General features: G+C 36.0%; 19 protein-coding genes, 2 tRNA genes and 2 pseudogenes. 7 read left to right on the top strand and 16 right to left on the bottom strand.

Features of this window, described 5'->3' with window-relative positions; all coding sequences use genetic code 11:
• The 6 genes from AC27VX_RS11735 to AC27VX_RS11710 form a co-directional block, all read right to left on the bottom strand.
• On the bottom strand, positions 1 to 1,080 hold the full coding sequence (locus tag AC27VX_RS11735) for an FAD-dependent monooxygenase (RefSeq protein ID WP_300686150.1): 1,080 nt from the start codon (positions 1,078 to 1,080) through the stop codon (positions 1 to 3).
• A gap of 305 nt (positions 1,081 to 1,385) precedes the next feature.
• Complete coding sequence (tnaA, locus tag AC27VX_RS11730; protein WP_488695701.1) at positions 1,386 to 2,762, bottom strand: tryptophanase TnaA; 1,377 nt, start codon at positions 2,760 to 2,762, stop codon at positions 1,386 to 1,388.
• Positions 2,763 to 2,858: 96 nt separating this feature from the next.
• Complete coding sequence (locus tag AC27VX_RS11725) at positions 2,859 to 3,476, bottom strand: DUF502 domain-containing protein (protein WP_300686152.1); 618 nt, start codon at positions 3,474 to 3,476, stop codon at positions 2,859 to 2,861.
• Between the two features lie 24 nt (positions 3,477 to 3,500).
• Positions 3,501 to 4,079: a MiaE family protein gene (locus AC27VX_RS11720; RefSeq protein ID WP_236856537.1), complete on the bottom strand. Its 579-nt coding sequence runs from the start codon at positions 4,077 to 4,079 to the stop codon at positions 3,501 to 3,503.
• A gap of 74 nt (positions 4,080 to 4,153) precedes the next feature.
• Positions 4,154 to 5,242: an acyltransferase family protein gene (locus tag AC27VX_RS11715; protein WP_488695699.1), complete on the bottom strand. Its 1,089-nt coding sequence runs from the start codon at positions 5,240 to 5,242 to the stop codon at positions 4,154 to 4,156.
• 117 nt (positions 5,243 to 5,359) lie between these two features.
• Entirely contained in the window at positions 5,360 to 6,247 is an 888-nt protein-coding gene (locus tag AC27VX_RS11710) for a neutral zinc metallopeptidase (protein ID WP_300686157.1), read from the bottom strand.
• 185 nt (positions 6,248 to 6,432) lie between these two features.
• On the opposite strand from AC27VX_RS11710, the pseudogene rplU reads away from it, so the two are divergent.
• The 5 genes and pseudogenes from rplU to AC27VX_RS11685 all read left to right on the top strand — a co-directional run.
• A pseudogene (gene rplU / locus AC27VX_RS11705) lies at positions 6,433 to 6,792 on the top strand (50S ribosomal protein L21); the annotation flags it as partial.
• A 40-nt stretch (positions 6,793 to 6,832) separates the two neighbouring features.
• On the top strand, positions 6,833 to 7,090 hold the full coding sequence (rpmA, locus tag AC27VX_RS11700; RefSeq protein ID WP_236856533.1) for a 50S ribosomal protein L27: 258 nt from the start codon (positions 6,833 to 6,835) through the stop codon (positions 7,088 to 7,090).
• 174 nt (positions 7,091 to 7,264) lie between these two features.
• Positions 7,265 to 7,432 (top strand): hypothetical protein, encoded by a 168-nt coding sequence (locus tag AC27VX_RS11695; RefSeq protein ID WP_236856532.1) that lies wholly within the window; start codon positions 7,265 to 7,267, stop codon positions 7,430 to 7,432.
• A gap of 216 nt (positions 7,433 to 7,648) precedes the next feature.
• Positions 7,649 to 8,842, top strand: coding sequence for a T9SS type A sorting domain-containing protein (locus AC27VX_RS11690; RefSeq protein ID WP_488695696.1), 1,194 nt, complete (start codon positions 7,649 to 7,651; stop codon positions 8,840 to 8,842).
• A 170-nt stretch (positions 8,843 to 9,012) separates the two neighbouring features.
• Positions 9,013 to 9,180 (top strand): bacteriocin-like protein, encoded by a 168-nt coding sequence (locus AC27VX_RS11685; protein WP_410680551.1) that lies wholly within the window; start codon positions 9,013 to 9,015, stop codon positions 9,178 to 9,180.
• A 99-nt stretch (positions 9,181 to 9,279) separates the two neighbouring features.
• Here the strand turns inward: AC27VX_RS11685 and AC27VX_RS11680 are convergent, their stop codons facing one another.
• On the bottom strand, positions 9,280 to 11,811 hold the full coding sequence (locus AC27VX_RS11680) for a DUF5686 family protein (protein ID WP_300687733.1): 2,532 nt from the start codon (positions 11,809 to 11,811) through the stop codon (positions 9,280 to 9,282).
• A 445-nt stretch (positions 11,812 to 12,256) separates the two neighbouring features.
• On the opposite strand from AC27VX_RS11680, the pseudogene AC27VX_RS11675 reads away from it, so the two are divergent.
• Positions 12,257 to 12,349 (top strand): annotated as a pseudogene (locus AC27VX_RS11675) (transposase); the annotation flags it as partial.
• A gap of 100 nt (positions 12,350 to 12,449) precedes the next feature.
• Here AC27VX_RS11675 and AC27VX_RS11670 read toward each other — a convergent pair.
• The 5 genes from AC27VX_RS11670 to AC27VX_RS11650 form a co-directional block, all read right to left on the bottom strand.
• Positions 12,450 to 12,526 (bottom strand) — tRNA-Asn (locus AC27VX_RS11670).
• 381 nt (positions 12,527 to 12,907) lie between these two features.
• Positions 12,908 to 16,114 (bottom strand): S41 family peptidase, encoded by a 3,207-nt coding sequence (locus AC27VX_RS11665; protein ID WP_488695693.1) that lies wholly within the window; start codon positions 16,112 to 16,114, stop codon positions 12,908 to 12,910.
• Positions 16,115 to 16,501: 387 nt separating this feature from the next.
• Positions 16,502 to 16,575 (bottom strand) — tRNA-Asn (locus tag AC27VX_RS11660).
• Positions 16,576 to 16,656: 81 nt separating this feature from the next.
• A complete protein-coding gene (gene rseP, locus AC27VX_RS11655) occupies positions 16,657 to 18,147 on the bottom strand; it encodes an RIP metalloprotease RseP (protein ID WP_236856528.1) in 1,491 nt (496 codons plus the stop codon).
• A gap of 106 nt (positions 18,148 to 18,253) precedes the next feature.
• Positions 18,254 to 18,694: a DUF6646 family protein gene (locus tag AC27VX_RS11650; RefSeq protein ID WP_488695691.1), complete on the bottom strand. Its 441-nt coding sequence runs from the start codon at positions 18,692 to 18,694 to the stop codon at positions 18,254 to 18,256.
• 234 nt (positions 18,695 to 18,928) lie between these two features.
• Between AC27VX_RS11650 and AC27VX_RS11645 the strand changes: the two genes are divergently transcribed.
• The gene (locus tag AC27VX_RS11645; protein ID WP_236856526.1) at positions 18,929 to 19,681 is read left to right on the top strand and encodes a nitrilase-related carbon-nitrogen hydrolase; all 753 of its coding nucleotides are present in this window, start codon (positions 18,929 to 18,931) and stop codon (positions 19,679 to 19,681) included.
• A gap of 45 nt (positions 19,682 to 19,726) precedes the next feature.
• Here the strand turns inward: AC27VX_RS11645 and AC27VX_RS11640 are convergent, their stop codons facing one another.
• The 4 genes from AC27VX_RS11640 to AC27VX_RS11625 form a co-directional block, all read right to left on the bottom strand.
• Complete coding sequence (locus AC27VX_RS11640; protein ID WP_236856525.1) at positions 19,727 to 20,026, bottom strand: thioredoxin family protein; 300 nt, start codon at positions 20,024 to 20,026, stop codon at positions 19,727 to 19,729.
• A gap of 17 nt (positions 20,027 to 20,043) precedes the next feature.
• Positions 20,044 to 20,418 (bottom strand): rhodanese-like domain-containing protein, encoded by a 375-nt coding sequence (locus tag AC27VX_RS11635; protein ID WP_488695688.1) that lies wholly within the window; start codon positions 20,416 to 20,418, stop codon positions 20,044 to 20,046.
• 1 nt (position 20,419) lies between these two features.
• Complete coding sequence (locus AC27VX_RS11630) at positions 20,420 to 21,829, bottom strand: MBL fold metallo-hydrolase (RefSeq protein WP_236856523.1); 1,410 nt, start codon at positions 21,827 to 21,829, stop codon at positions 20,420 to 20,422.
• Positions 21,830 to 22,029: 200 nt separating this feature from the next.
• Positions 22,030 to 23,091: a hypothetical protein gene (locus tag AC27VX_RS11625; RefSeq protein ID WP_488695686.1), complete on the bottom strand. Its 1,062-nt coding sequence runs from the start codon at positions 23,089 to 23,091 to the stop codon at positions 22,030 to 22,032.
• Between the last annotated feature and the right edge of the window lie 130 nt (positions 23,092 to 23,221).

Genomic DNA, 23,221 nt, shown 5'->3' with positions numbered 1-23,221 from the left:
TTATTTATAAGATATGGGTAAAATATTTGATGATTGTTGATCAAGAGAGAGCAGAAACTGACTCAATAGCGCTCTGCCATTATGAATGTGCACCTCTATTTCCGGTTTTCTCTCAGCTTCATATTTACGGAAGGCTGTTGTGGTATTATCTTCTTCAACTAAATATTTAGTCAGAATAGAAGAGTCCTTTAAAGCTGAGGTTACTCCCTGGCTGGTAAATGGTATAAGAGGGTGCGCAGAATCTCCTATAAAAACAACATTATCCTTATAAAAAGGATTCAGTTTTTCCAGCTCATAAACACACCATAAATGTACACTATCATAGTTTGATTTCTGTATAATGGATGAAACCAAAGGATGCCATTCTGCAAAAATATCAAGCATATATTTTTTTAATTCTTCAGATGAGTATTCATTGATTTTGTATTTTTCATTGTCAAACTGCGAGTACCAAAGAATGGTGTCATGAGAAAGCTTAAGAATTCCAAAAGTAAGGCCGCCTTCTTCATGGTGAAATTTTATAAAATCATTTTCAATGGAATCAGCAATTTCTTTATTGTGAATAATATTTACAGCTTCACTCTCTCGTACCTGTCTCATTTTTTCATCTTTAAAGAGATCCCTTCTGATACGGCTTTTCGAACCATCTGAAATAATGGCAATATCAGTATCAATATAAATCCCGTCAGAGCTTTTAAATCTTCCTTTTTCAGTCTTGCAGGGGGTTACACATTCTTCATAAGATATTTTCTCAGGAGAAATATTCTGAGCCAGGAGATTAATCAGCGAATGTCTGGAGATGGCAAATACATTTTCAAGCTCCTTTTCTGCCAGCATTTTTCCTGTATGGGAGTATTGTATATATTTTTTCAGAAAACTTCCATGTTCCAAGAGCTGTGAGCAGTCAATAATCTGAGAAAGATACTCCATTCCTTCCTGAGGAATAAGAAAGCCATGACCTGCTGCGAGGTCATCTTTTTTCCTTCTTTCATAAATGTGGTAATCAATCTGATTTTTTTCTAAGTAATTCGCCATGCTTAAGCCGGAAATACCAGCGCCCACGACAGCAATTTTGTTCATTTTCGGAATAATGGATTTTCAGGTTGGTGTTTAAATTTTTTTAAGATCTCTTTCATTGGATCGTTGCAAAATTAAATTAAAAACAGTCACTTTAAAAAAAATAAATTAGTTTGATTTTGCATCATCAGCATACTGCATAATAATTCGTATTTAGTATAGGGGGTCTGTTTTTGTAAAATGGGTGGAGTTTAATTCTAGATCGAAGTTAATATGCCTCAGTATAAACAGTTGCACATTTATATCTGATCACTAGAATAGGGTGAGCGTAAAAATAAAAAAACCGGAAAAAGCTTCCGGTTTTATGCTTAGGCTTTTTCAAGCTGAACTGTAAAATGTCTTAATATTTCAGGTTCCCATGTTATTTTATAGCCTTTTGATACCTCTTCACGTCTTTCATAAACGTTCTTGATGGCTGCTGCAATATAATCCATATGGTTATTCGTATACGTTCTCCTAGGGATGGCCAGACGCACTAACTCAAGCTTTGGGTAACGGTTTTTTCTTGTCTCAGGGTCTCTGTCAGCCAGTAAAGTTCCGATTTCTACGGTTCTTATACCTGCTTCTTTATAAATTTCAAGTCCTAACGTCTGAGCCGGATACTCTTCACGGGAAACATTTGGAAGGAAATTTAAAGAGTCAATGAAAACAGCGTGTCCTCCGATAGGTTTTTGAACCGGAATTCCATATTCGATCAGCTTGTTTCCAAGGTATTCAACCTGAGAGATTCTGCTTTCCAGGTAAGCAAACTCAGTCGCTTCATCAAGACCTACAGCTAATGCCGCCATATCTCTTCCTGCCATTCCTCCGTAAGTGATGAATCCTTCGTAGATAATAGTGAAATTGGAAGCTTTTCTGAAAACTTCTTCATTATTTAAAGCAATAAATCCACCGATGTTTACCAGGCCATCTTTTTTGGAACTCATAGTCATTCCATCTCCGTATGAAAAAATTTCTTTACAGATCTCTTTAATGCTTCTGTTCTCTTGTCCTGCTTCTCTTTTTTTGATAAAGTAAGCATTTTCTGCAAACCTTGCAGAATCAAAGAATACAGGGATTCCGTATTGGTCTGAAAGAACTTTTACTGCTTTCATATTTTCCAAAGAAACGGGCTGGCCTCCGGAAGAATTACAGGTAATTGTAATCAGACAGAAAGGAATGCTTTCTTTAGGGTGGCTTTTGTAAATTTCTTCCAGTTTTTCAAGGTTGATATTTCCTTTGAAAGGGTGAAGGTCATTAATATCAAAAGCTTCATCTATTGTACAGTCAATTGCATGAGCTTTTCTGAATTCAATATGCCCTTTTGTAGTATCAAAGTGAGAGTTACCGGGAACTACGTCACCTTCTTTTACCAATACCGAAAAAAGAACATTTTCAGCGGCTCTTCCCTGGTGGGTTGGTAATAAATATTTGAAGCCGGTAATTCTTTCTACCGTTTTCTGTAATTGTTCGAAAGAACGGGATCCTGCGTAGCTTTCGTCTCCTGTCATCAAAGCACCCCATTGTCTGTCAGACATCGCTCCGGTTCCGGAATCTGTAAGCAGGTCGATATATACCTGTGAGGATTTTAAATTGAAGAGGTTATAATTAGCATCTTTAAGCCACTGTTCTCTTTCTTCTCTTGTTGATTGGTAGATTTCTTCCACCATTTTGATGCGGAAAGGTTCCGCGTACGGTAATTTCATGAGTTAGAATATGTTTTAAATTGTTTTTTGTAAAGAAAATTAGTTTGAAAATAATTTTTCAAATTCATCAAAGTATATTCAGGAAAGAGTATGGGATTACTCCGGTGCCTTAAATATGTTTTCGTCAGAATGAAATCCTGCCACACCACCACTTACTGCAAATTTCATAGCAGAAGCAGCTGTCATTCCCACTACAGGTTTGATGTTTTTTTCTTCAGTAACAATTACCCAACCCGATATTGCATAAGAATGGGGAAGGTATACCGCAACGTAATTATGTTTGTCAACGTCCGACATTTCTTTTTGAGTTAAAAAGCCAATTCTCCAGATTTCCGGATTTTCATTGGTTTTTACCCATACAGGATCGTTGAATTTTTTCTTATCACCTACAAAGGAAGACATAACGTCTTTGGTAGGAGTGTAGATATGTTTTACTCCGGGAGTTTTTTCCAGTAAACTATCCATGGTATCGAAAAAGAATCGGCCCACCACAAATTTATTTCCAAGAAATCCCAGAATAGCTGTAAATAATATAATTGAAACAAAAACAAGCCCAGGAATCTGTTGTGCAAGCGAAGGGATAAGATTATCAATAGCACTTACAATATACCAGATCACAAAAATGGTAAGCCCGATAGGCCCAATAATGACCAATCCCTGAAAAAAGTTTTTAAGGAAAAAATTGGCGATATTTTCAAAGCTCGGCTTCTTCAATGTATATTCTTTAAAGTTTATATTTTAACCGTGAATGGTTTCTTTGTTTCCGTAGGATTTAATGATGCTGGCTTCATATTCCAGCCATTCTTCCCATCTCTTATTCACTGCTTCCGGCTCTCCAAGCTGTCTTGCAAGGCCAATGAAAGTAGTGTAATGATTGGCCTCTGAAATCATAAGCTCTCTGTAGAAAACTTTAAGCTCTTCATCTTTGATGTTTTCTGTAAGAACTTTAAATCTCTCACAGCTTCTTGCTTCAATCATAGCGGCAAAAAGTAATTTGTCAACGATTAGTTTTTCGCGGGTACCCTGTACTACAAATTTAGCAAGCTCATTGACGTAATCGTCTTTTCGGGCTTTCCCAAAAGTGTAGCCTCTTTTCTTTATAATCTCATGCACCTGGTTAAAATGATCCAGTTCTTCCTGAGCAATCGCAAGAAGTTCGGTAACAATATCCGGATATTCTGAAAGCATAATAATAAGACTGATTGCATTGGTAGCTGCTTTTTGCTCGCACCAGGCATGATCAGTTAAAATTTCCTGAATGTTTCCTTCTGCAATATTTGCCCACCTTGGATCGGTAGGAAGTTTCAACTTAAACATGTTGTAAATTTTTTGTAAATTTAAACAAATTGAGATAAGAAATATGACTTTATTTCAATTTGATCACTAAAGTCCTAAGCCGCGGTCTTTCTTCTTAGGGATTCCAAAATATTCCAGCCCAGTGTATCTACTTTTTTCAGCCCTGCAGAGATAATGAATGCCAGTATAATATTAATACTGTAAATGATCATCATTAAAAACCACCAGGGCATATTTTCTTTTAAAGGAACTACCAGAAAATAAACCAGTGATGAACTTATTCCCTGTCCAAAATAAAAGAAAATAGCATTTTTACCTATATAGGTAATGAAATTGTCTTTGGAAATCTTTAATCTGTTATAAAGGACAAAGAGAGTTACCAAAGAGAATTGTGTCCAGATGATATATGGGATTTTGGGTGGAAATTTGTTTTTATTGATTTTGTAAAAGATCTCATTTCCATAATACCAGAACATCCATAATAGGGCTCCTGCAACTAAAGCATACAAAAGAGGTATAATCTTTTTGGGGATCTTTTTGCCACGCATTCTATTTCCGATTAAGAAGACAGCGAGATAAAATGCTACGTAACCCACCTGCCCTGTTGGATAATATTCCGGAAATATGTTAAATAACAGAGTTAATGCAATACATATACCTATGAACCAGTTAATGTGTTTTGGGAAAAATTTTAAAATTAATACTCCAAATACGGTGAGGATAAAATAAACTTTAAGATACCAGAAGCTTCCCATCACAACCGGGAAAGTATCTGCATTGGTATACTGATGAAGATACCAGTTTCCGAGATTTTGCCATTGAGGTACAGCTGAAATGCTGGTGGTAGCATACTTTGACCCAAATGTAGAATAGAAGCTCTGGAGCCATTCCTGGGAGAAGAAGGTGAGTCCAAAGACTTTAAAGAAGTAATCCATAAAGAACAGAAAAGTCACAAAGATCATATAGGTGATCTGTAATTTTAATAAACGGTAAAATGTCTTTTCAATATTGGCTCCTGAGGTAATTCCGCTGAGTGCATAGAAAAGGGCCACATCAAAAACGAGGGAAAAGACTCGTACTTCCGCAGGAATATAAAACTGTCCGGACCAGAAAGCTGTATGAATGAATATAATAGATAAAGTTGCCAGCCCTTTGGCAAAGTCAATATAGAGATCTCTGTTCATTATTATAGGATATGGCTCAAAAGTAAATAAACTTCTGTTATTTTTCAAGACAAATAAAAAGAGGCGGAACATAAAGCCCACCTCCTTTCTTAAATATATTAAAATGAATGTTTAATTTTATTTCAGGTTTTTGAATTCTTCCGCAGAAATTTCTCCGGACTGAATTTTTCTAAGCTCATCAATATATTGGCTCATATAGGCATCAATCTCCGGATTTACCGTGTTTTTAGCCATTTTATAAGTTCCATTGAGAACTCCCTGATAATAGTAAAAGAAGTTATAATCAAAATTTGCGGCGTTCAGGTCATATTGGCCCAACAGGAACCCTAAACGTACAGCAGATCTCCTTTGTGCCGGAGTTCCGTGGTGGCCGGGGCTGTTTGTCTGGTAATCTCCAATACTTTGAGCAAATTCATATGCTGCAGCAATTTCTGTAAAATTGGTTTTGTTGTAACCGTTCGGTCTTCTTAAATAGTATCCTGCAAAACCATCTGCTTCCAATTCGTTTGGTCTTGCTGTGTTTTCATTTACGGAAGGCAGTCCAAAAATGTATTGTAACTGATGTCCATATTCATGGGCAAGAATCATAGCATTTACAATATCGCCTCCTTTTGACTTAGCATCATAATAGATAGCATATCCGTAATAAATTTTTCCGTTGCCGTAGGAAATAGCGTTGTACGTTGAATTGAAGTTGGAAGGATCATCTACATACTGTAATACAGGATTACTTCGCCCCCACATACTTGCAATTTTAGTCATTTGACCATTCATAAAACTGGTATCTGCAGAATTTTGAAGTCCTGATTTCAAAACTGCCGAGTTGCTCCAATTGTTGTCTACATAGTAGCAAACTTTTTCAAGTGCTCCAGGTTGTTCAATTTTTGCACTCAGTGCTGCTTGCTGCGGTTGAACGGTTTCGTCCATTTTATCATCGCTACATGCTGATAATGTGGTAACAGCAATAGCACCTGCTAATAAGCAGAGATTAAAGTTTTTTTTCATATAAAAATTCAATTTGGTAAAGCGAAGTTATGAAATTATCTCTTAAGTGTGAATACATTATTGTTAAAAATTATTCAAAGCATAGTGAATAGGATTGAAATAAAAAAAACATTGCTTTGATTGTAAGTTAATTAGAAATTAATTTGTATATTTGCACCTCGAAATAACTAAAAATTTTATAAACAATGTTTGCAATTGTAGAAATAGCAGGGCTTCAATACAAAGTTGAGAAAGACCAGAAGTTGTTTGTAAACCGTTTAAAAGGAGATAAAGGAGGAAAAGTTTCTTTCGATAAAGTTCTTCTTACTGTAAACGGTTCAATCACTGTAGGCGCCCCAGCTGTAAGCGGTATCACTGTAGATGCAGAGATCTTAGACCACGTAAAAGCTGATAAAGTAATCGTTTTCAAAAAGAAAAGAAGAAAAGGTTACAAAGTAAAAAATGGTCATAGACAATCTTTAACTCAGATTCAAATCACTGGTATTACCGGATTTGATGAAGCTAAAAAACCAGCTAAGAAAACAACTAAGAAAGTTGAAGCTGAAGACGCAGAATAATTTATAAACCAAAAAACCTTAAAATAAAATGGCACACAAGAAAGGAGTTGGTAGTTCCAAGAACGGTAGAGAGTCTCACTCTAAAAGATTAGGTGTGAAGATTTTCGGAGGACAAGCAGCAATTGCCGGAAATATTATTGTTAGACAAAGAGGTACTCAGCACCACCCAGGTGATAACGTGGGAATCGGTAAAGATCACACTTTGTTCGCATTAGTAGACGGTAATGTAGTTTTCAGAAAGAAAGCAAATAACAGATCTTTTGTATCTGTAGAGCCAAACGCATAGTTAATAGCGTTTTATAAAAAAAAAGCCTTAGCATCCGCTGAGGCTTTTTTTTGTGAATATTTGTTAAATGTGAAATATCTGCATTAATTTTCTATTGATAGTGAAATATTTATATATTTGTTATAATTAAGTAATCAATTGGTTACAGATGCCAAAAAACTAAAATAAATACCTATGAAAAATTTAAGAAAATTAAACAAGAAAAGTTTAAAAGTAATCAGTGGAGGAGTAGCAGCAAGTTGTCCTTCTATGTTCCAGTCATGTCAGGAGTGGTGCAGATGGAGCCCATGGCAGAAGTCGCACTGTATACTTTCTGAGCCTTGTACGGAATGTCTTGATTAAGTAATGTGAAAATAAGAATGGTCTGAACATTTTGCAAGGCTGTTTAATGATCAATAAAGATAGATAATAGTTTGTAATACCGTAGCTTCCCTGAGGCTGCGGTATTTATTTAAATTTTAATTGAATTTTAATTTTTATCAGTTCAATGCATTTCAAAGTATTCTAATTTTGTACCCCATTTTAAATAACTTGAACATGAAGGGTAAAATTATACTAATGTTAGGACTGTTGGCTTCTGTAAGCTGGCAGGCACAAATAAAAATACTTTTTGACGCCACCAAGGCAGAGTCAGCAGGAAATGCAGACTGGGTTATTGATGCTGATGTGCATAATCTCTATTTTAATGCAACAGGAGTTGCCACTACAGGGTCAGAATCTAATCCGCAAAGATTTCCAACGCCTGCACAAAGTACAATTACTGCTGCGACTCCGGAAACCTATTGGCAGGGAGCATTGAGTAATTGGGGAATAGACCTTGTTAAACAGGGGTATAGTGTAGAAACGTTACCATACAACGGAAGTATTACGTATGGAAGCTCTTCGAATCCACAGGATTTGTCCAACTACAAAGTTTTTGTCATAGATGAGCCTAATATTAAATTTACTCCTTCAGAAAAAACAGCGCTGTTAAGTTTTGTAGCAAATGGTGGTGGACTTTTTATCATTTCTGATCATAATCAAAGTGATAGGAATAATGATGGTTGGGATTCTCCTGCTATCTGGAATGACTTTTTTACAACAAATGGGGTGGTTTCCAATCCATTCGGAATTAGTTTTGACTTGAATAGTATATCTCCATCCACATCTAATTTTGCGCCAATAAGTGTCAACCCAATGATTTTGTCTGGTCCTCAGGGGACTCCAACGCAAATGAAATTTTCAAGTGGTGCAACAATGACTCTGGATAAAAGCAGTAACGCATCTGTACAGGGACTGGTTTTTACTTCCGGTTCATCTAATACGGGAAGTACTAATGTAATGTTTGCTACAGCAACCTATGGAAGTGGCAGAATATGTGCTTTAGGGGATAGCTCTGTGCCGGATGACGGAACGGGTGATCCTAATGATACTTTATATAACGGTTATACAGGAGATGCAAACGGTAATCACAGGCCTCTTTTGGTGAATGCAGTAATTTGGCTTGCCAGTTCATCAAATCTTGGGGTACAGAATATGATATCTGAACAACAGGATATTGAGGTGTATCCTAACCCGGTTACGGACTATGTTTATATTAAAAATAATAAATTTAAGACCTATAAACTTATAGATGAGGTTGGAAAAGTTGTGCTTTCCGGGTCACTACAGGAAAATGGCTCAGTTAATATTAAGGATTTGCCGGTAGGGGTGTATTACCTCTTACTGCAGTCCGATAAGGATGTGAAATCAACTAAGCTGATCAAAAAATAATAATTAGGAGCTGAACTTTAAATAGAGTTCAGCTTTTTTATTTTTAAGGGATTCTGACTATTCTAATTATACTCCTTTATTCGTGAAATATTTTTATATTTGCTCAATCACAGACCCTATGCGGAAGCCGAAAAGCATATAGAGTAGGCCGAGAATCAAAACTAAATAATATGAAAAATCTCAAAAAACTAACAAAGAAAAATCTAAAAAGCATTAATGGTGGTGGAGAACAATGTCCTCCAGCTCCCACTAAAACATGTGATAAATGGTGCAGGCTGACCCCATGGCAGAAAATACATTGCCTGCTGGACGTTGAGGAACCTTGTACATGTTTTTAATAATGGTCTTTCGAAGAGTAATCTGTACTAGATCTTAAGCTTTAAAATAAGAATCGGCGGCTTCGAAGAAGCCGCCGATTCTGTTTATATTTTTCTTATTTAGAAACCTACCTGGAATCCTGCTTTAACGCCGAATTTTGAAATATCGGGTCTGTCAAGATAATTTCCTCTCCAGTTGAAATCTACTCTGAAGATTCTAAGGTTGCCAATTCCTATATTTTCAATACCAAATCCGTATTCATAATAAATATGCTCGCTTGGAGCGGAATATCTAAATCCTTCAACATTGATGGCCTTAGAAGCATCACTTAAGGTTCCGTATGCTCCTCTGATAAATGCAATTTCTCTAAGCTTCAGTTTTTTGATCAAAGGAATGTAAGAAAGTATTTTACCATTAAAATGATGTTCCAGATGCAAAGTCGTATAGGCATCGGCAACAAATTCATAATAATTAAGCTGTGAAAATGTATTCGGAACTAAACCATATGAAAGATTAGCCGGGATTATATTCTGTAATGCTAAAGGAACTGTATTAAAGTTTTTCCCAGCCTCAAAATTAACAATCATTTTTCCCATACTTCCAATTAAGAAAGGTTTATACAGCATAAACTGCAGCTTGTCATAATTGAAATCAGCATTGAATAGACCTTCTATTCCTCTCGTATATCTTAAAACAATAGTAGGTGCCAGATTTCTTGCCTGATAGCGGTCTATTCCCGTTTGAGAAAATTTCGCTCCCGGTTTTGCAATCAAACTAATTGTAACATGAGAATCGTTTACTGTTTTTCTTAAATTTCCATTCTGATAATACATAAGGTTGAATTTCTCAGGAATAGCAGATTTAATACTTTGCATCACTCCGTCAACTCTTATCTGAAAATTTTTCCAGGGTTCAATCGCTGCAAAAACATTTGTTTGGTTTACAGAACTTAAAGAAATATTTTCTCCTCTTGCAAAAAAAGTACTGGAAGATAAAGAACGGGATGCAACTCCATCACCTGATGTAAGCTGTCCTCCAAGCTGTATAATATCTCTGCTGGTTCCGGCACCGACCATAAAACGGTTAAGCCTGTTGAACATATATCGTGCATCAACACCGTATTTTACCTGGTGGTCTCTGAATCCATAGGCTGTATAAAACTGAGCCCTCCAGGTGTCATTTAAGCCAAAATAGGTTCTCGCTCCAAGTCTTATACGGTTTCCTTCAACTTCATTTTTCCCGTAAATGGAGAAAATAGGACCAATATCAATTCCCTTAAAAGCGTTATAATAACGGGACCCAAGAGTTTCTACCAGTTTTACCATTCGGTTGAATTTAGGAGTCTGCTGAAGCTGATCCAGCATATTATAGACTCCCTGTTCTGCTTTAGATAACGTGTCAGGTCTGGCTTTGGTCCAATACGCATCATCTTTATCTGTAAATTTATCTTCATATTCCTCTTCAGTCCGCTTAAATACTTTTGGATCAAGAGGTTTATTGAACTGATAGTCGGAGTAGTCTACGGATCTTTTTGCTATAATACTTTTGGCGCCTTTCTTTTTTGAGAAAGGGCTCATTTCAAATTCTGTAACAAGCTTTTTAGGAAGAAAAGTAGTGTCATCAGGATTATCATATTCCAGCTGTGTATAAACACTGTTGACGAAATTGACGTTTATCTTCTGTGTTGATTTTAAGGTGGCTCCCAACACAGCATACGTGTCTGTGTCTATATAAAGATTTCCCTGAAATGCAAGGATATCTTTTCTCTTGGGCTGATATCTTATTTGGAAAGCCTTTTCGCCACGGATGGTTATAGTGTCCATCAGGCTGTAGTCATAAGTACTGAATCCATCAGTTCCTACCGGACTCTGGAATCCAATATCGAAATAATTGAGGGTATTATCATAAATATTGATATCCCGGTACAGGTTTTTAGCTGAAACAGTTATTACCTGATTATCTTGAAAACCAGAAGTTTTCTGAGCAATCAAAGTTCTTTTACTATCCTTATCAGGTCTGTTTCTACCATAGTTTTCATAAACAGCTTCATTCAGGAAGATAGGAAGCCCTAATCTTCCACTGGCAGTAGAGTCGGCATAACTGAAAATAAAATCCAGTTTGTTGAAGATCTTTTTCTTCATGAATGCGCTGTCCAGGTTGTTGAGATCAAATTGAGTCTTCTCATATTCTTTAAACGAATAGGTGTCAAATTTCTCTAACCCGTTATTTCTTTTCTGAGCCCATACTTTCTGCATGATAGCATAAGCAGGGTTTTCCTTTTTGTTCTTGTACTTGGGTTTTCCGCTTTGAAGAACAATTTCTTCGATGTTGCTTACCTTGGCCTGGGAAAGCTGTACAAAAATATTGTCAGCAGTCTCTGGAGTAATGTCCAGTGTTTCTGAAGTATAATTTTTTTTAGAAAATTTTAATTTATGAATGATGCTGTCCGACTGCACCATGAAGCTGCCGGATGTTGTGGTAAGAGAAGGAGTTTTATTATCATTGATAAAAATATCAACTTTACTTAGTTCTTTGTTGCTTTTTTCATCTGCAATTTTACCACTGGCCCGGTTTTGAGCATGTGCTGAACCGGCAAGTATCAGGAGAAAAAATAAAAAATAGTGTTTTTTGGAATTATTATTTAACATCATTCGTTTCTTCAGGCAATTAGCATAAACAAAAAGTATGCAGTTTATTTAAAAAAATACGTAAAAAAATAAATTATTTTTATTCTTACATATAAAACGGCAAATGTAACGAAAATAATATACTGTATACTAAAATTAAATAGGAAATTTTTAGGCTTAAGGTATAAAGAATCAGTGAATTAATGAATAGGATAACCCTTTAGATTTATTATGTATTCAGCTGTTCTTTTGGGTACAAAAACTATAAATAAAAGAATTGTTCTCTTTCTTTCAATTTTACTGAAGAAATTAATGTGATCTTTTTTTAAGTAAATACTTTTTTGTGAGGCTTTTAACTTGTATTTAAAGTGTTTTGAATAAAAGTGCTAAAGGTAGCCACTTTGATGAGATCTCGTGGGATAACAAAGTTTGTAATAACAATCCATGTATTAATTCTGATAAATAACCTTTCAACGCGAAAATCAAGAACTTCAGGATGCAGCTCAGAGGGGTGAAGGACAGATCATTTTTTTTATTCAGATTAACCAAACTTTTTGCTTAGCCCCCAGCTTTTGCACCTGATCCATAAAAACCCTATTTCATCAGCTCATCGGGTAAAAGTTTTAGGCATAAAAAAAGACCTACATTGCTGTAAGTCTTTTTGGCTCCTCCTGCTGGGCTCGAACCAGCGACCCTCTGATTAACAGTCAGATGCTCTAACCAACTGAGCTAAGGAGGAATGTCCTTTGTTTTAAGTGGTGCAAATATAATATGAATATCCATTCGACGCAAGTTTTCTTGCCTATTCTGGATGATTTTTAACTAAAAGTATTGAAATTCAATAAGAAATATTTTATTTTTTTTTCAACAGATTCCCGGAAATTTCAAAAAATGGCAAAAATCTAAAAGTTGTTCCTCTAAAGTAACCTTGAGATTTAACAAATTTTTCTCTCCTATGAAGATTTACAGGAACAAATATTTGATGAAATACTCTCAATAGCCCGAAAAAATTGAGTCATCAAAAAAAACCAATCATATAATTTTTGATTTAATAGGTTATGGAGTAAGTCTGTTATCATCAAAAAAAACAAGACCTACATTCCTGTAAGTCTTGTTTTTTTTATTTCTTTATATCTTTAAGTATTTCCTGAACAGCCCGTTCCAGTTGAGGATCGTTGTCCTTTTGTCGGTCTATGAAGGTATTTTTAACATAGATATCAGGTTTTACACCTGTTTTTTCCAGATTTTGCCCATCCAGAGTATAAGTTCCCCATGAAGGAAGTCTGTAAAAAGAACCGTCTACGAGGCTTTTTCCTGAAGTGAAGATAATCCATCTGTACGTATCCTGTCCAATAATTTTCCCCAGTTTCAGTGCTTTGAACCCAGCTGCGGTCATTTCAGCATCACTTAATGAGCCTTCATTAATCAGTAGAACAATAGGTTTTCCGGAAGGAGCAAAATTAGGCTGCATAGTCATTTTCCCTTCACGGTATTTCCATTGTAAATAAGGTCTTTGGGAAAGGAAGTTTAATACTTTATCATGAACATTTCCTCCAGTATTGTAGCGCAGATCAAGGATGACAGCATCTTTTCTGTTTTCCTGTTCTACCATATCCAGAAGGAAACGATCCAGCTCATCGGTAGACATGTTTTTCATGTATGAATAAGCAATTCGGTTGTTGCTGAGCTTATTAACACGCTGGCGGTTGTTGAATATCCAGTCGTCGTAAAGCAGTGTTTTTAATTCCGTATTTGAAACCGGATGTACTTTGGTGGTTACATTCTTACCGCTACGGCTCAAGGTAAGAGTGAGCTCATCCTGTTTTTTAGGACTTGTGAAATAGGTTTCACGATTTTCAGCAGTATCAATGTTTTTTCCGTTTACAGCAACCAGCTGATCGCCAGGTTTAATGTCAACACCTGAACGGAAAGCCGGAGATTTTCGAATAATACTTTCTACGGTATAAGGCTGGTCTTCTTTAAAGACAATCCCGGTTTCGTTTGTAAAGTAGTTCAGGTATCTGGTTTCTTCTTTTCCTGTTGAGGAAAATCCGGTGTGTGAAGAATTAAGTTCACCCAGAAGATCATTTAATAAAATTCGAAGATCATTTCTGTTGTGAACGTAGGGTAGATATTTTGCATACTGCTCTTTTTTTGCTTTCCAGTTAATGCCATGGAAATTCTCATCGTAGAAGTTTTCATCAACACCAGTCCAGGCTTCGTCATACATCTGATTAAATTCAGAGGCCAGATCCTTATCAAAAGTATACTGAATACTTACTTTCTCGGGCTTTAAGGCAGCCAGAGTCATCTTATAAATATTGCCTTCTACTAATGCAAAGAGATTCTTATCACTTTTTGTGATGTAGTAAGCTGCCTTATCAAATACTTTTTCAGATTTGGCGGGTTCAAAATCGCTGAAGACTTTCTTAAAGAGCTGTTTTTTTCCATTATCCTGATTAGAATTAAAGAAAAGGATCTCCTTTTTGTCATCAAGAAAAACCGAAGGATCATCCTGATATCCATATCGGTCGGTCACCAGCTCAATTCTGTCCAGAGTATTTTCAGGATTTACTTTTAATTCTTTTATAACCGGTTCTTTCTCTTTTTCATCCTTTTTGTCTTTCTCTTCTTTATTTTCGGTATCTTTTTTGTCTTTTTTGTCCTTTTTATCCTTATTATCTTTTTCTTTTTCTGAAGGTTTAGTTTCCTTTTTTTCTTCAGTAAAAAGCTTGTCGAACTTTTCAGACTTATAAGGTTCATCAAACCAGTCCAGAGCCATGCGGTAAATATTAGACTTCTGCATACCTAAAGGATAAGACGGGTTTGTTCTGTCGCTGGCGAAATAAATGTATTTACCATTGGGAGACCAGAAAGGATCTTCCTCTGAAACGCCGGTATTCGTAAGGTTTATAGTCTGTTGCTTTTTGATATTATAAATGAAAATATCCAGCTCAAAGTTTCTTTTTGCAGAGAATAAGACATATTCGTTGTTCGGCGAGAAAGAAGGGGTTGAGTTTTGGAATGCCCAGATTTCGTCTTTTACAATGGTTGTGGAGCTGAAGCTTTTTAAATCCATTAATCTTACTTCATCCCTTCCGCTTAAGTAAACGGCTTTTGTAAGATCGCTATTAAGTGTTATGTTACGATTATTACGCGAATCGTGAGTCAATTGTTTTAAGGGATCTTTGCCGTCTGCAGAAATGCTAAACCAGTTTTGATACCCCTTATCGGTCTGACTAAAAAGTAATGTGCGGTTATCTTTCTGCCATTTTACCTCCATTGCACGTTCTTTTCCATCAGAAACCTGCTGGGTAAACTTCCCTTCAATGTCTGAAACAAACAAAACACCACGGCTTATGAACGCCATTTTTTTACCATCCGGAGAGACATCATAGTAGGAAATATTATTTTCTACTCCGAAGTTCTGTTCTTTTTCCAGTGTTTTATTAGTATTTAAATTGATATTCAGAGCCTTCGTCGCTTTTGTGGCAACGTCGTAAATATAGAGTTGATAATCCTTTTCAAATATTACTTTGGACCCGTTTGCCGAAACAAAAGGTTTTTTAATAGAAGTGTCAAATTGGGTTAAAGGTATCTTTTTACCGTTTTCGATTTTATAAAGATTGTATTCATTATTATTCTCATCGGAAATGAAATAAATAGCCCCGTTTTTATCTACGCTAGGGTTGAAATCTTTTCCTTCATAGTTAGTATATTGTTTGAAAGTGCCGTTCTTTGGATTATATCCTAAAATATCAGGATTGTTTTCACCTTTGTAGCGCTTACGGTGTACCTGATTGGCGCTTTCTGAGGAGTTGGTGAAGAGAAATTCTCCAGCCGGAGTTTCTGCAAGGCCATTAGTATTGTTGAAGTAATTATTAAAAAGCTTTTGTGGAGTTTTTCCTTCAACCGTAGTTTTGAAGCTTCCGAAGTTATTGTTTCTGTTTGAGGTGAAATAGATGGTTTTACTATCCCATCCCCAGTTTTCCATTTCATCTTTTCCTGTATGAAAGGTCAGTTGTTTAATATTTCCTCCTTCAGCAGGCATTACATAGACGTCGTAATTTCCATATTGATTAGAACTGAATGCAAGCCATTTTCCGTCGGGAGAGACACGTGGATTAATCTCTTCTCCATCCAGAGCGGTGATTCTTGAAGCATTTCCACCGTTGGAATCTGCTTTCCAGATGTCTCCGTCATAAGCGAAATAGGCAGTTTTCCCATCAGGACTTAGTGAAGGGCTGGATAAAAAGTATGATTTGTCCTGTGCTGAAGCTTGGATAATAGCAAAGGCAGTTAATAATGAGATATAAAGTTTTTTCATGAGATAAGTGGGTATTTATGCCTTCCCGAAGACATACTATGAAACTGGTTTGTCATGGTAGATTAATAATAAGCTACAAATGTCTAAATTTTTCAGAAATAAGAAAGATTTTTCTCTGACTTATTTAGAGCGAGAGATAACCTAAAAAGGACCTGCGCTTTTGTGACCCCTTTATACTTTATCATTCTGTTAATAGAATGAACATCTGATTTTGATGACAGGAAGATTGTGTCAGAAAAGACTCGTTTGAAATATGAATACTCCGTAAAGTTTTAAAATTTAAACAAGTTGAGATGTTCTCCCAACTTTTGAGCCTGGCGCATTAAAATACGATTTGTTACAGGTCATAAAATGAAAAAAGACCTACATTACTGTAAGTCTTTTTTGCTCCTCCTGCTGGGCTCGAACCAGCGACCCTCTGATTAACAGTCAGATGCTCTAACCAACTGAGCTAAGGAGGAATGTCCTTTGTTTTAAGTGGTGCAAATATAGGACGAATATTTATACCCTACAAATATTTTTTAGAAAAATTTTCAAAAAAATTATAATTTCCCTGTAAAGATCTTGAAGATATCGCTTCCGAAGATTAGTAACATTAAGCCTAACAGGAAGATAACCCCAATCATCTGTGCATTCTCCAATACCTTTTGCGGAACAGGTTTCCCTACAATAATTTCATACAACGTAAATAAAACATGTCCTCCATCAAGGCCTGGAATAGGAATAAGGTTTAGGAATGCCAACCATATCGAGAACATTGCTGTAAAACTCCAGAATGCAGCCCAGTTAATGGTAAAGCTTCCGTCAGCACTTTTATCAACAGGCATATTCTTTACAATAGCAATAGGGCCTCCCACGTTCTTATATCCCTGAACTTTGGAGTTGAACATGATTTTAAACTGTTTTACCTGTGCAGTTAATGCCTCAATAGTTCTTGTAAATCCTCTTGGAATAGCTTCTCCAAAAGAATATTTTTTATTGGTTACAATATTTTTGGCAATACTTTTAGTATCAATTGCTACCCCTAATTTTCCATTTTTGTCAACAGAAACATTAGATACTGTTTGTAAAGCGCCATTTCTTTCAACGTCTACAGTAATTGTTTTTCCTTTATTTTCAGCTAAAAGAGCACTTACTTCATCAAAGAAAACTGCTTTTTTTCCGTTGATTCCTACAACTTTGTCTCCTTTAGCTAAGCCTGAAGCTTGAGAAGAAGGTGTTGCCAGGGAATCAATTACCATCTGAATCCTGGGAGTAATATAAAGCTTTGCTTCCTTCTGCTTAAGAACAGCTGCTACACCATCTGCTTCTACAGGGAAAGTAACTTCCTGCCCGTTTCTCAGTACAGTAACATTATTTCCTAAAAGGATATTGATAGATGTGTTTTCTAATCTTTCTGCAGGTTTCCCATCCACATTGATGATTTTGTCCCCGTTTTGGAAGCCCATTTTCTTTCCTGCGTCACTCGCCTCAATTCCATTGTTGAATTTGGTGATGTCCGTATACGTTTCTCCATTGAAGAATGATAGGGAGCTGTAGATTAACCACGCAAGGAAAAAGTTTACAGTAACCCCTCCCATCATAATGATAAGCCTCTGCCAAGCCGGTTTGGATCTGAATTCCCATGGCTCTGCCGGTTTTTTCATCTGAGCAGTATCCATACTTTCATCTACCATTCCGGCAATTTTCACATAACCTCCAAAAGGAAGCCATCCAATTCCGTATTTAGTTTGTTCAGGATGTTTTCTCCAGTCGTTGTCCGGAAGTTTTGATATATCGATAGGAACTTCTTCCTTCTTTCCGTTAACCTCTATTACTTCAGAATCCGGTAGATTCTGTGAGAAGAATTTATACTGCCATTTTCCGTTGATTTTCTTCATTGAGAATAAAGAAAAATAAGGATCGAAAAACAGGAAAAACTTCTCCGCTCTGGTTTTGAACCATATTGCCGGTAAAAAATGCCCAAGCTCATGAAGAAGCACAAGTATAGAGATGCTCAGAATGAACTGAAAGAGTTTGATTGCTATTTCCATTAATAAATTTTAGATTTTAATTTGCAAAGGTAACAATTATCAAAACTATGCCAAATAAAAAAGCCTCCCGAAACGAGAAGCTTTGTCATATTTAAAGACGATTTGATTATAAATTGAATGAAACTCCAAGGCTGCCGTTATTACCAACCTCTGCAAAGACTCCTATTTTCTCAGTAAAGAAGTAGCGTGCTCCTATGTGGGCCCCTATTCCAAAGTCGCTTCCTACCACTCCCATATCTACTCCCGGATAGATATCCCACTTCGCCGGAAGGTTCAGTGCATCCTGTAAGTGAAAATTTAGTCTTCCAAAAACAAAAACACGATTGTCTTTATCATTATTCTTATAATTATCAAAATAACCATTAATTCCGGCTCCTACGGAGATGAGTTTGTTCAGTCCGTAATCATAAGTTCCCGTTATACCAGTTCCATATCCCCAGGCACTTAGACCCAGCTGAATTTTCTGATCTCCCTTTCCATTCCATGCCTGAGCATTTGCCATGGCTCCGAAAAAGAATATCATCACCATAAAAACCAATTTCTTCATAAATTTTCCAATTTTTAATGATATTAATAAAAAATACCTGTATCAAAAATGAAACCGAAAGAAGTTTTATAGCTGAAAAACGCATGACTTTAATAGTTTGTTAAGAAATTCAGATGTTGAAAATAAAGTCTTCGCTACACCGAAATATAATTCCGGAAGTAAGTTTTTTTGATCAATATAAAAGGCGTATTTTTATAAATCAGATTTGAAATAATTTTAAAAAACAATAAAAAGATGAAAGTTGCAGGGCTCAATTTAGATATCATCTGGAAAAATAAATCAGAGAATTTTAAACTTATAGAACATGAACTTCAGCATATTGAAGCAGATCTCTTTCTTCTTCCTGAAATGTTTTCAACAGGTTTTTGTATGGATGCTTCTGAAGTTTCGGACCGTAATGAAGAATCCCTGGAGTTTTTGAAAAGGATGGCAAAGGATAAGAATGCCGCATTTTCCGGAAGTGCTCCGGTAGAAGAGGATGGTCGTTTTTATAATAGGATGTATTTTGTAAAACCGGATGGTCATATTTCATGGTATAACAAAAGGCATCTGTTTTCTTTTTCAGGGGAAGATAAAGTGTATACTCCAGGAAATGAAAGAGTAATTGTAGATTATAAAGGAGTACGAATTCTGCTTCAGGTATGCTATGACCTTCGTTTCCCGGTCTTTGCCAGAAATAATGATGATTATGATGCCATGCTGTATGTTGCCAACTGGCCGGAAAAAAGGGTAGGAGCATGGGAGCATCTTTTAAAAGCAAGAGCTATAGAAAACCTGTCTTTTGTATTTGGTTTAAACAGGATAGGAACAGATGGAAACAATCTGTTTTATCAGGAAAGCTCCCACTGCTTCTTCGCAGACGGAAAAGAAATTTCTCAAAAAGAAGGAAATATTGTATCCACAGAATGGAATATGGATGAACTGATAGATTTTAGAAAACACTTCCAGTTTTTGAATGACCGGGACCACTTTTCAATCCAATTATAAAAAATAAGGCTGAGGTTTAAATTTCAGCCTTACTTATATTTTATGTTACATATATTGTTGCAAAAGTTGGGTTAATGTATTCACATCATGTACCCCGCTTTCCTTCCATAATAATTCTCCATTTTTGAAAACCGCCAGTGTAGGGACTCCACGTACACCATACTGGGATGCTATTGCAGGATATTGATCCACATCTACCTTTATGATTCTGGCTCCTTCACCGATGTTTTCTTTTACCGTATTCAAAACCGAAGACTGTACTTTGCAAGGCTGACACCAGGTAGCAAAAAAGTCAATAAGTACCGGTCTGTCGGAATTGATAATTTCCTGAAATTTTTGTGACATAGTTTTTGGTTGTTAATTTATTTTTTATCAGTTTCTTCCTGAATGGCTTTTACATTCTTCCAACTGGTGCCATCGTAGGCCTCTACACTGTTTTTCTTTAAAATATCCATAGCCTGGTCTGCCTGTATTCCTTTATTACAGAACACGACAACCTTTTTGCCTTTAAGCGTTTCAATATTATTCTGAATTTCTGCCAAAGGGATATTGATTGCATTTTTTGCAGTTCCCGCAGCATACTGTTCCGGGATTCTGACATCTATCAGGGTCACCTCTGAACTGTTTACCACTTCTCTGATATTCGCCTTTGGGACATCTGCCAAATGAGATGATTTACAGGCGCTTACCATACATGTTAAAATCAGAATAAGACCGAAAAAATGAATTTTCCTCATCCTATGATGTTTTAGATTGGCAAACAAAATCAGATGTTGGAAATTTTTCTGTTTTTTTGATACCGTTAAAACCACCTTCTATTTCAGTGAAGTTCCTGATTCCGTTTGAATTAAGGATGCTTGCCGCAATCATGCTTCTGTATCCGCCTGCACAGTGAAGGAAGAAATGTTCCGAATCATCAATTGTGCGTGCCCAGTCGCTGATAGTATCTAATGGCTTATTATAAGCGTTATTAATATGTTCTGCAGAATATTCAGTTAGTTTTCTTACATCAATTACCTTGCTGTCTTCTGTAAATACTTCTGCAAATTCAGCCGGAGAAATTCTTTTGATCTCATCCGTTTCTTTACCTGTATTTTTCCAGGCTTCAAAACTTCCTTTCAGATATCCAACCACATTATCAAATCCTACTCTGCTTAGTCTGGTAATCACTTCCTCTTCTGTTCCTTCATCAGCAACCAATAGTAAAGGATGATTTACATCTACTATAAGATTTCCCACCCATGGTGCAAAATCTCCTTTTAATCCAATGTTGATAGAGTTGGGTACAAAACCTTTATGAAAGTCAGCAGCCGCTCTTGTGTCTAAAATCAAGGCTCCCATTTCTTCTGCCAATGCTTCGAAATCTTCTGCAGCAACTGGCTGTAGTCCTTTGTTCATTACTACATCCAGACTTTCATAGCCGCCTTTATTCAATGCTACATTCATTCCGAAATACTTTGGAGGAGCAGTCAGTCCGTCCAATACTTCTTTGATAAAAGATTCTTTATCAGGCTGGTTAAGTGCGTAGTTAGTCTTTTTTTGGTTTCCTAAAATGTCAACAGTTTCCTTCTGCATATTTTTTCCACATGCAGAACCTGCACCGTGAGCCGGATAAACAGTGATGCTGTCATCTAAAGGCATAATTTTATTTTGAAGGCTGTCATACAGAATACCTGCAAGATCTTCTTGTGTAAGATTGGTTGCTTTCTGAGCCAGATCAGGTCTGCCTACATCTCCCAAAAATAAAGTGTCGCCTGTGAAAATGGCGGTTTCAATACCGTTTTCATCAATTAAAAGATAAGTACTGCTTTCCATCGTATGACCCGGCGTGTGCATTACCTTGATTTTTATTTTCCCAATCTCAAAGATCTGGTCGTCCTCTGCTATAATGGCTTCAAATTCAGGGGCAGCAGTAGGCCCGTATACAATAGGTGCACCTGTTTTTTTGCTTAGATCCAGATGTCCGGAAACAAAATCAGCGTGGAAATGAGTTTCAAAAATATATTTTAACGTAACGTTGTCTTTTTCCAAGCGATCAAGATAAGGTTTTACCTCTCTTAGCGGATCAATAATCACAGCTTCATTCTCTGATACAATATAATAGGCACCCTGAGCCAGACAGCCCGTATATATTTGTTCAATTTTCATTGGGGTATTTTTTTAATGAGTTAAAGATACAAAGTATTAGATGAATTCTAAATGAAATGTTAAATGCCATTGATAGTTTCTTTCAATACTATGTTAAACAATTGTTTAATGTTCTTCGTCTTTTCAGCAAAAAGAATGCCTTACATAGTGTTAATTTCCAAATGCTGTTTTTTATCATGTTCAATTGATAGAATCTTCAATTATTCTAAACGATAATACAGTTTGTAGAAAATCTGATTAGTATCTTCCGAAATATGGTTATCAATTTTGAATTGGATATAGTCATCTTTTCTGGCGTCACCTTCATCATACTGGATCAACCGGTTATACTTTGCATAGATATGATCTTTTATTTTGCCACTATCAGCGATTCTGATCATTTCATTAAAATATTTTTTCGTGTCTTCATGTATAGGCCAATCTTTTTCATGAGCTTTATAGAACTCTATCATTTTTTCAATAGCATACACCTCCGAATCAATTTTCATATCATTGAACCCGGCGAGGAGTTCCTTTTTTTCTAAATTTGTACCTAGCCATTCTTTTTTAGCCTCTGCAGCCGCAATGGTTGAGCGGATCATCATGGTGTCTCTTTTGATGACGGGTGATAGAATAATATCCGGTGCCTGATCAATGGGAAGAGGTTTTTTTGAAGCAACTTCCAGTATACTGAAATAGTTTTCTATTTTGTTTTTCATCTCAGCTAGCTGATCCGCGGTCATATGATCACTTGATATTCTGATTTTAAAACGCCAGCCTCCACATTCATAAATAGAAATAAGAGATTTTTTATCAGTGTATTTTACACCTTTAAAAAAGTCACGTTCACCCATTGAATGGTCAAATACAGAGTAAATATAATTTACTTTTACCCGGTCATTAGAAATATTTCCAAATAATGGTTTTAAATCGACTCCTTTGTTGGAATTCTGATTCAGCACATATTCATAAGTTGAAAATTCGCTTCTGAGAAGTTGGTTGTCAATTGATTTTATAGGATATACGTACAGGGTAAGTGCTGTTTTGTTTTTCTTTCCTTCTTCCTGCACATAACTCACCGCGACATGCTTATTCTGCATATCATAAGAGTATATGGATTCTCTTTGAAAACCTGACCAAAGTAAGGGGAAAATCACTGAAGTGGATATATGGGTGAAATCTCCTTTTATGGCTAATTTTACAGGTTCCTTCCTGTTTTGAGTGAAAAACAGAGTGTACAAAAGGGAGAAAATAATAAATAGATTTTTTTTTAATGGAATCATGTGTGGTATATATGTTGTTACTGTCAACGCCAAATTAAATATATAAATTAATGAATTTAGAACAAAATTTAATCATAATAATATTGTTTTAATCATTAAACATTTTACAAAAACTTCTATATTTATAAGT

Source organism: Chryseobacterium sp. 14P4.3.2 (assembly GCF_057799275.1).
Note: the sequence above shows the minus strand (reverse complement) of the source record. Positions and strands in the feature narration are given on the sequence as shown.

What these genes read in the sequence shown, in the direction of transcription:
- AC27VX_RS11735 (WP_300686150.1), bottom strand. Translation starts at nt 1,080, where the DNA reads ATGAACAAAATTGCTGTCGTGGGCGCTGGTATTTCCGGCTTAAGCATG.
- tnaA (WP_488695701.1), bottom strand. Translation starts at nt 2,762, where the DNA reads ATGAAATTACCGTACGCGGAACCTTTCCGCATCAAAATGGTGGAAGAA.
- AC27VX_RS11720 (WP_236856537.1), bottom strand. Translation starts at nt 4,079, where the DNA reads ATGTTTAAGTTGAAACTTCCTACCGATCCAAGGTGGGCAAATATTGCA.
- AC27VX_RS11715 (WP_488695699.1), bottom strand. Translation starts at nt 5,242, where the DNA reads ATGAACAGAGATCTCTATATTGACTTTGCCAAAGGGCTGGCAACTTTA.
- AC27VX_RS11710 (WP_300686157.1), bottom strand. Translation starts at nt 6,247, where the DNA reads ATGAAAAAAAACTTTAATCTCTGCTTATTAGCAGGTGCTATTGCTGTT.
- rpmA (WP_236856533.1), top strand. Translation starts at nt 6,833, where the DNA reads ATGGCACACAAGAAAGGAGTTGGTAGTTCCAAGAACGGTAGAGAGTCT.
- AC27VX_RS11695 (WP_236856532.1), top strand. Translation starts at nt 7,265, where the DNA reads ATGAAAAATTTAAGAAAATTAAACAAGAAAAGTTTAAAAGTAATCAGT.
- AC27VX_RS11690 (WP_488695696.1), top strand. Translation starts at nt 7,649, where the DNA reads ATGTTAGGACTGTTGGCTTCTGTAAGCTGGCAGGCACAAATAAAAATA.
- AC27VX_RS11685 (WP_410680551.1), top strand. Translation starts at nt 9,013, where the DNA reads ATGAAAAATCTCAAAAAACTAACAAAGAAAAATCTAAAAAGCATTAAT.
- AC27VX_RS11680 (WP_300687733.1), bottom strand. Translation starts at nt 11,811, where the DNA reads ATGATGTTAAATAATAATTCCAAAAAACACTATTTTTTATTTTTTCTC.
- AC27VX_RS11665 (WP_488695693.1), bottom strand. Translation starts at nt 16,114, where the DNA reads ATGAAAAAACTTTATATCTCATTATTAACTGCCTTTGCTATTATCCAA.
- rseP (WP_236856528.1), bottom strand. Translation starts at nt 18,147, where the DNA reads ATGGAAATAGCAATCAAACTCTTTCAGTTCATTCTGAGCATCTCTATA.
- AC27VX_RS11650 (WP_488695691.1), bottom strand. Translation starts at nt 18,694, where the DNA reads ATGAAGAAATTGGTTTTTATGGTGATGATATTCTTTTTCGGAGCCATG.
- AC27VX_RS11645 (WP_236856526.1), top strand. Translation starts at nt 18,929, where the DNA reads ATGAAAGTTGCAGGGCTCAATTTAGATATCATCTGGAAAAATAAATCA.
- AC27VX_RS11640 (WP_236856525.1), bottom strand. Translation starts at nt 20,026, where the DNA reads ATGTCACAAAAATTTCAGGAAATTATCAATTCCGACAGACCGGTACTT.
- AC27VX_RS11635 (WP_488695688.1), bottom strand. Translation starts at nt 20,418, where the DNA reads ATGAGGAAAATTCATTTTTTCGGTCTTATTCTGATTTTAACATGTATG.
- AC27VX_RS11630 (WP_236856523.1), bottom strand. Translation starts at nt 21,829, where the DNA reads ATGAAAATTGAACAAATATATACGGGCTGTCTGGCTCAGGGTGCCTAT.
- AC27VX_RS11625 (WP_488695686.1), bottom strand. Translation starts at nt 23,091, where the DNA reads ATGATTCCATTAAAAAAAAATCTATTTATTATTTTCTCCCTTTTGTAC.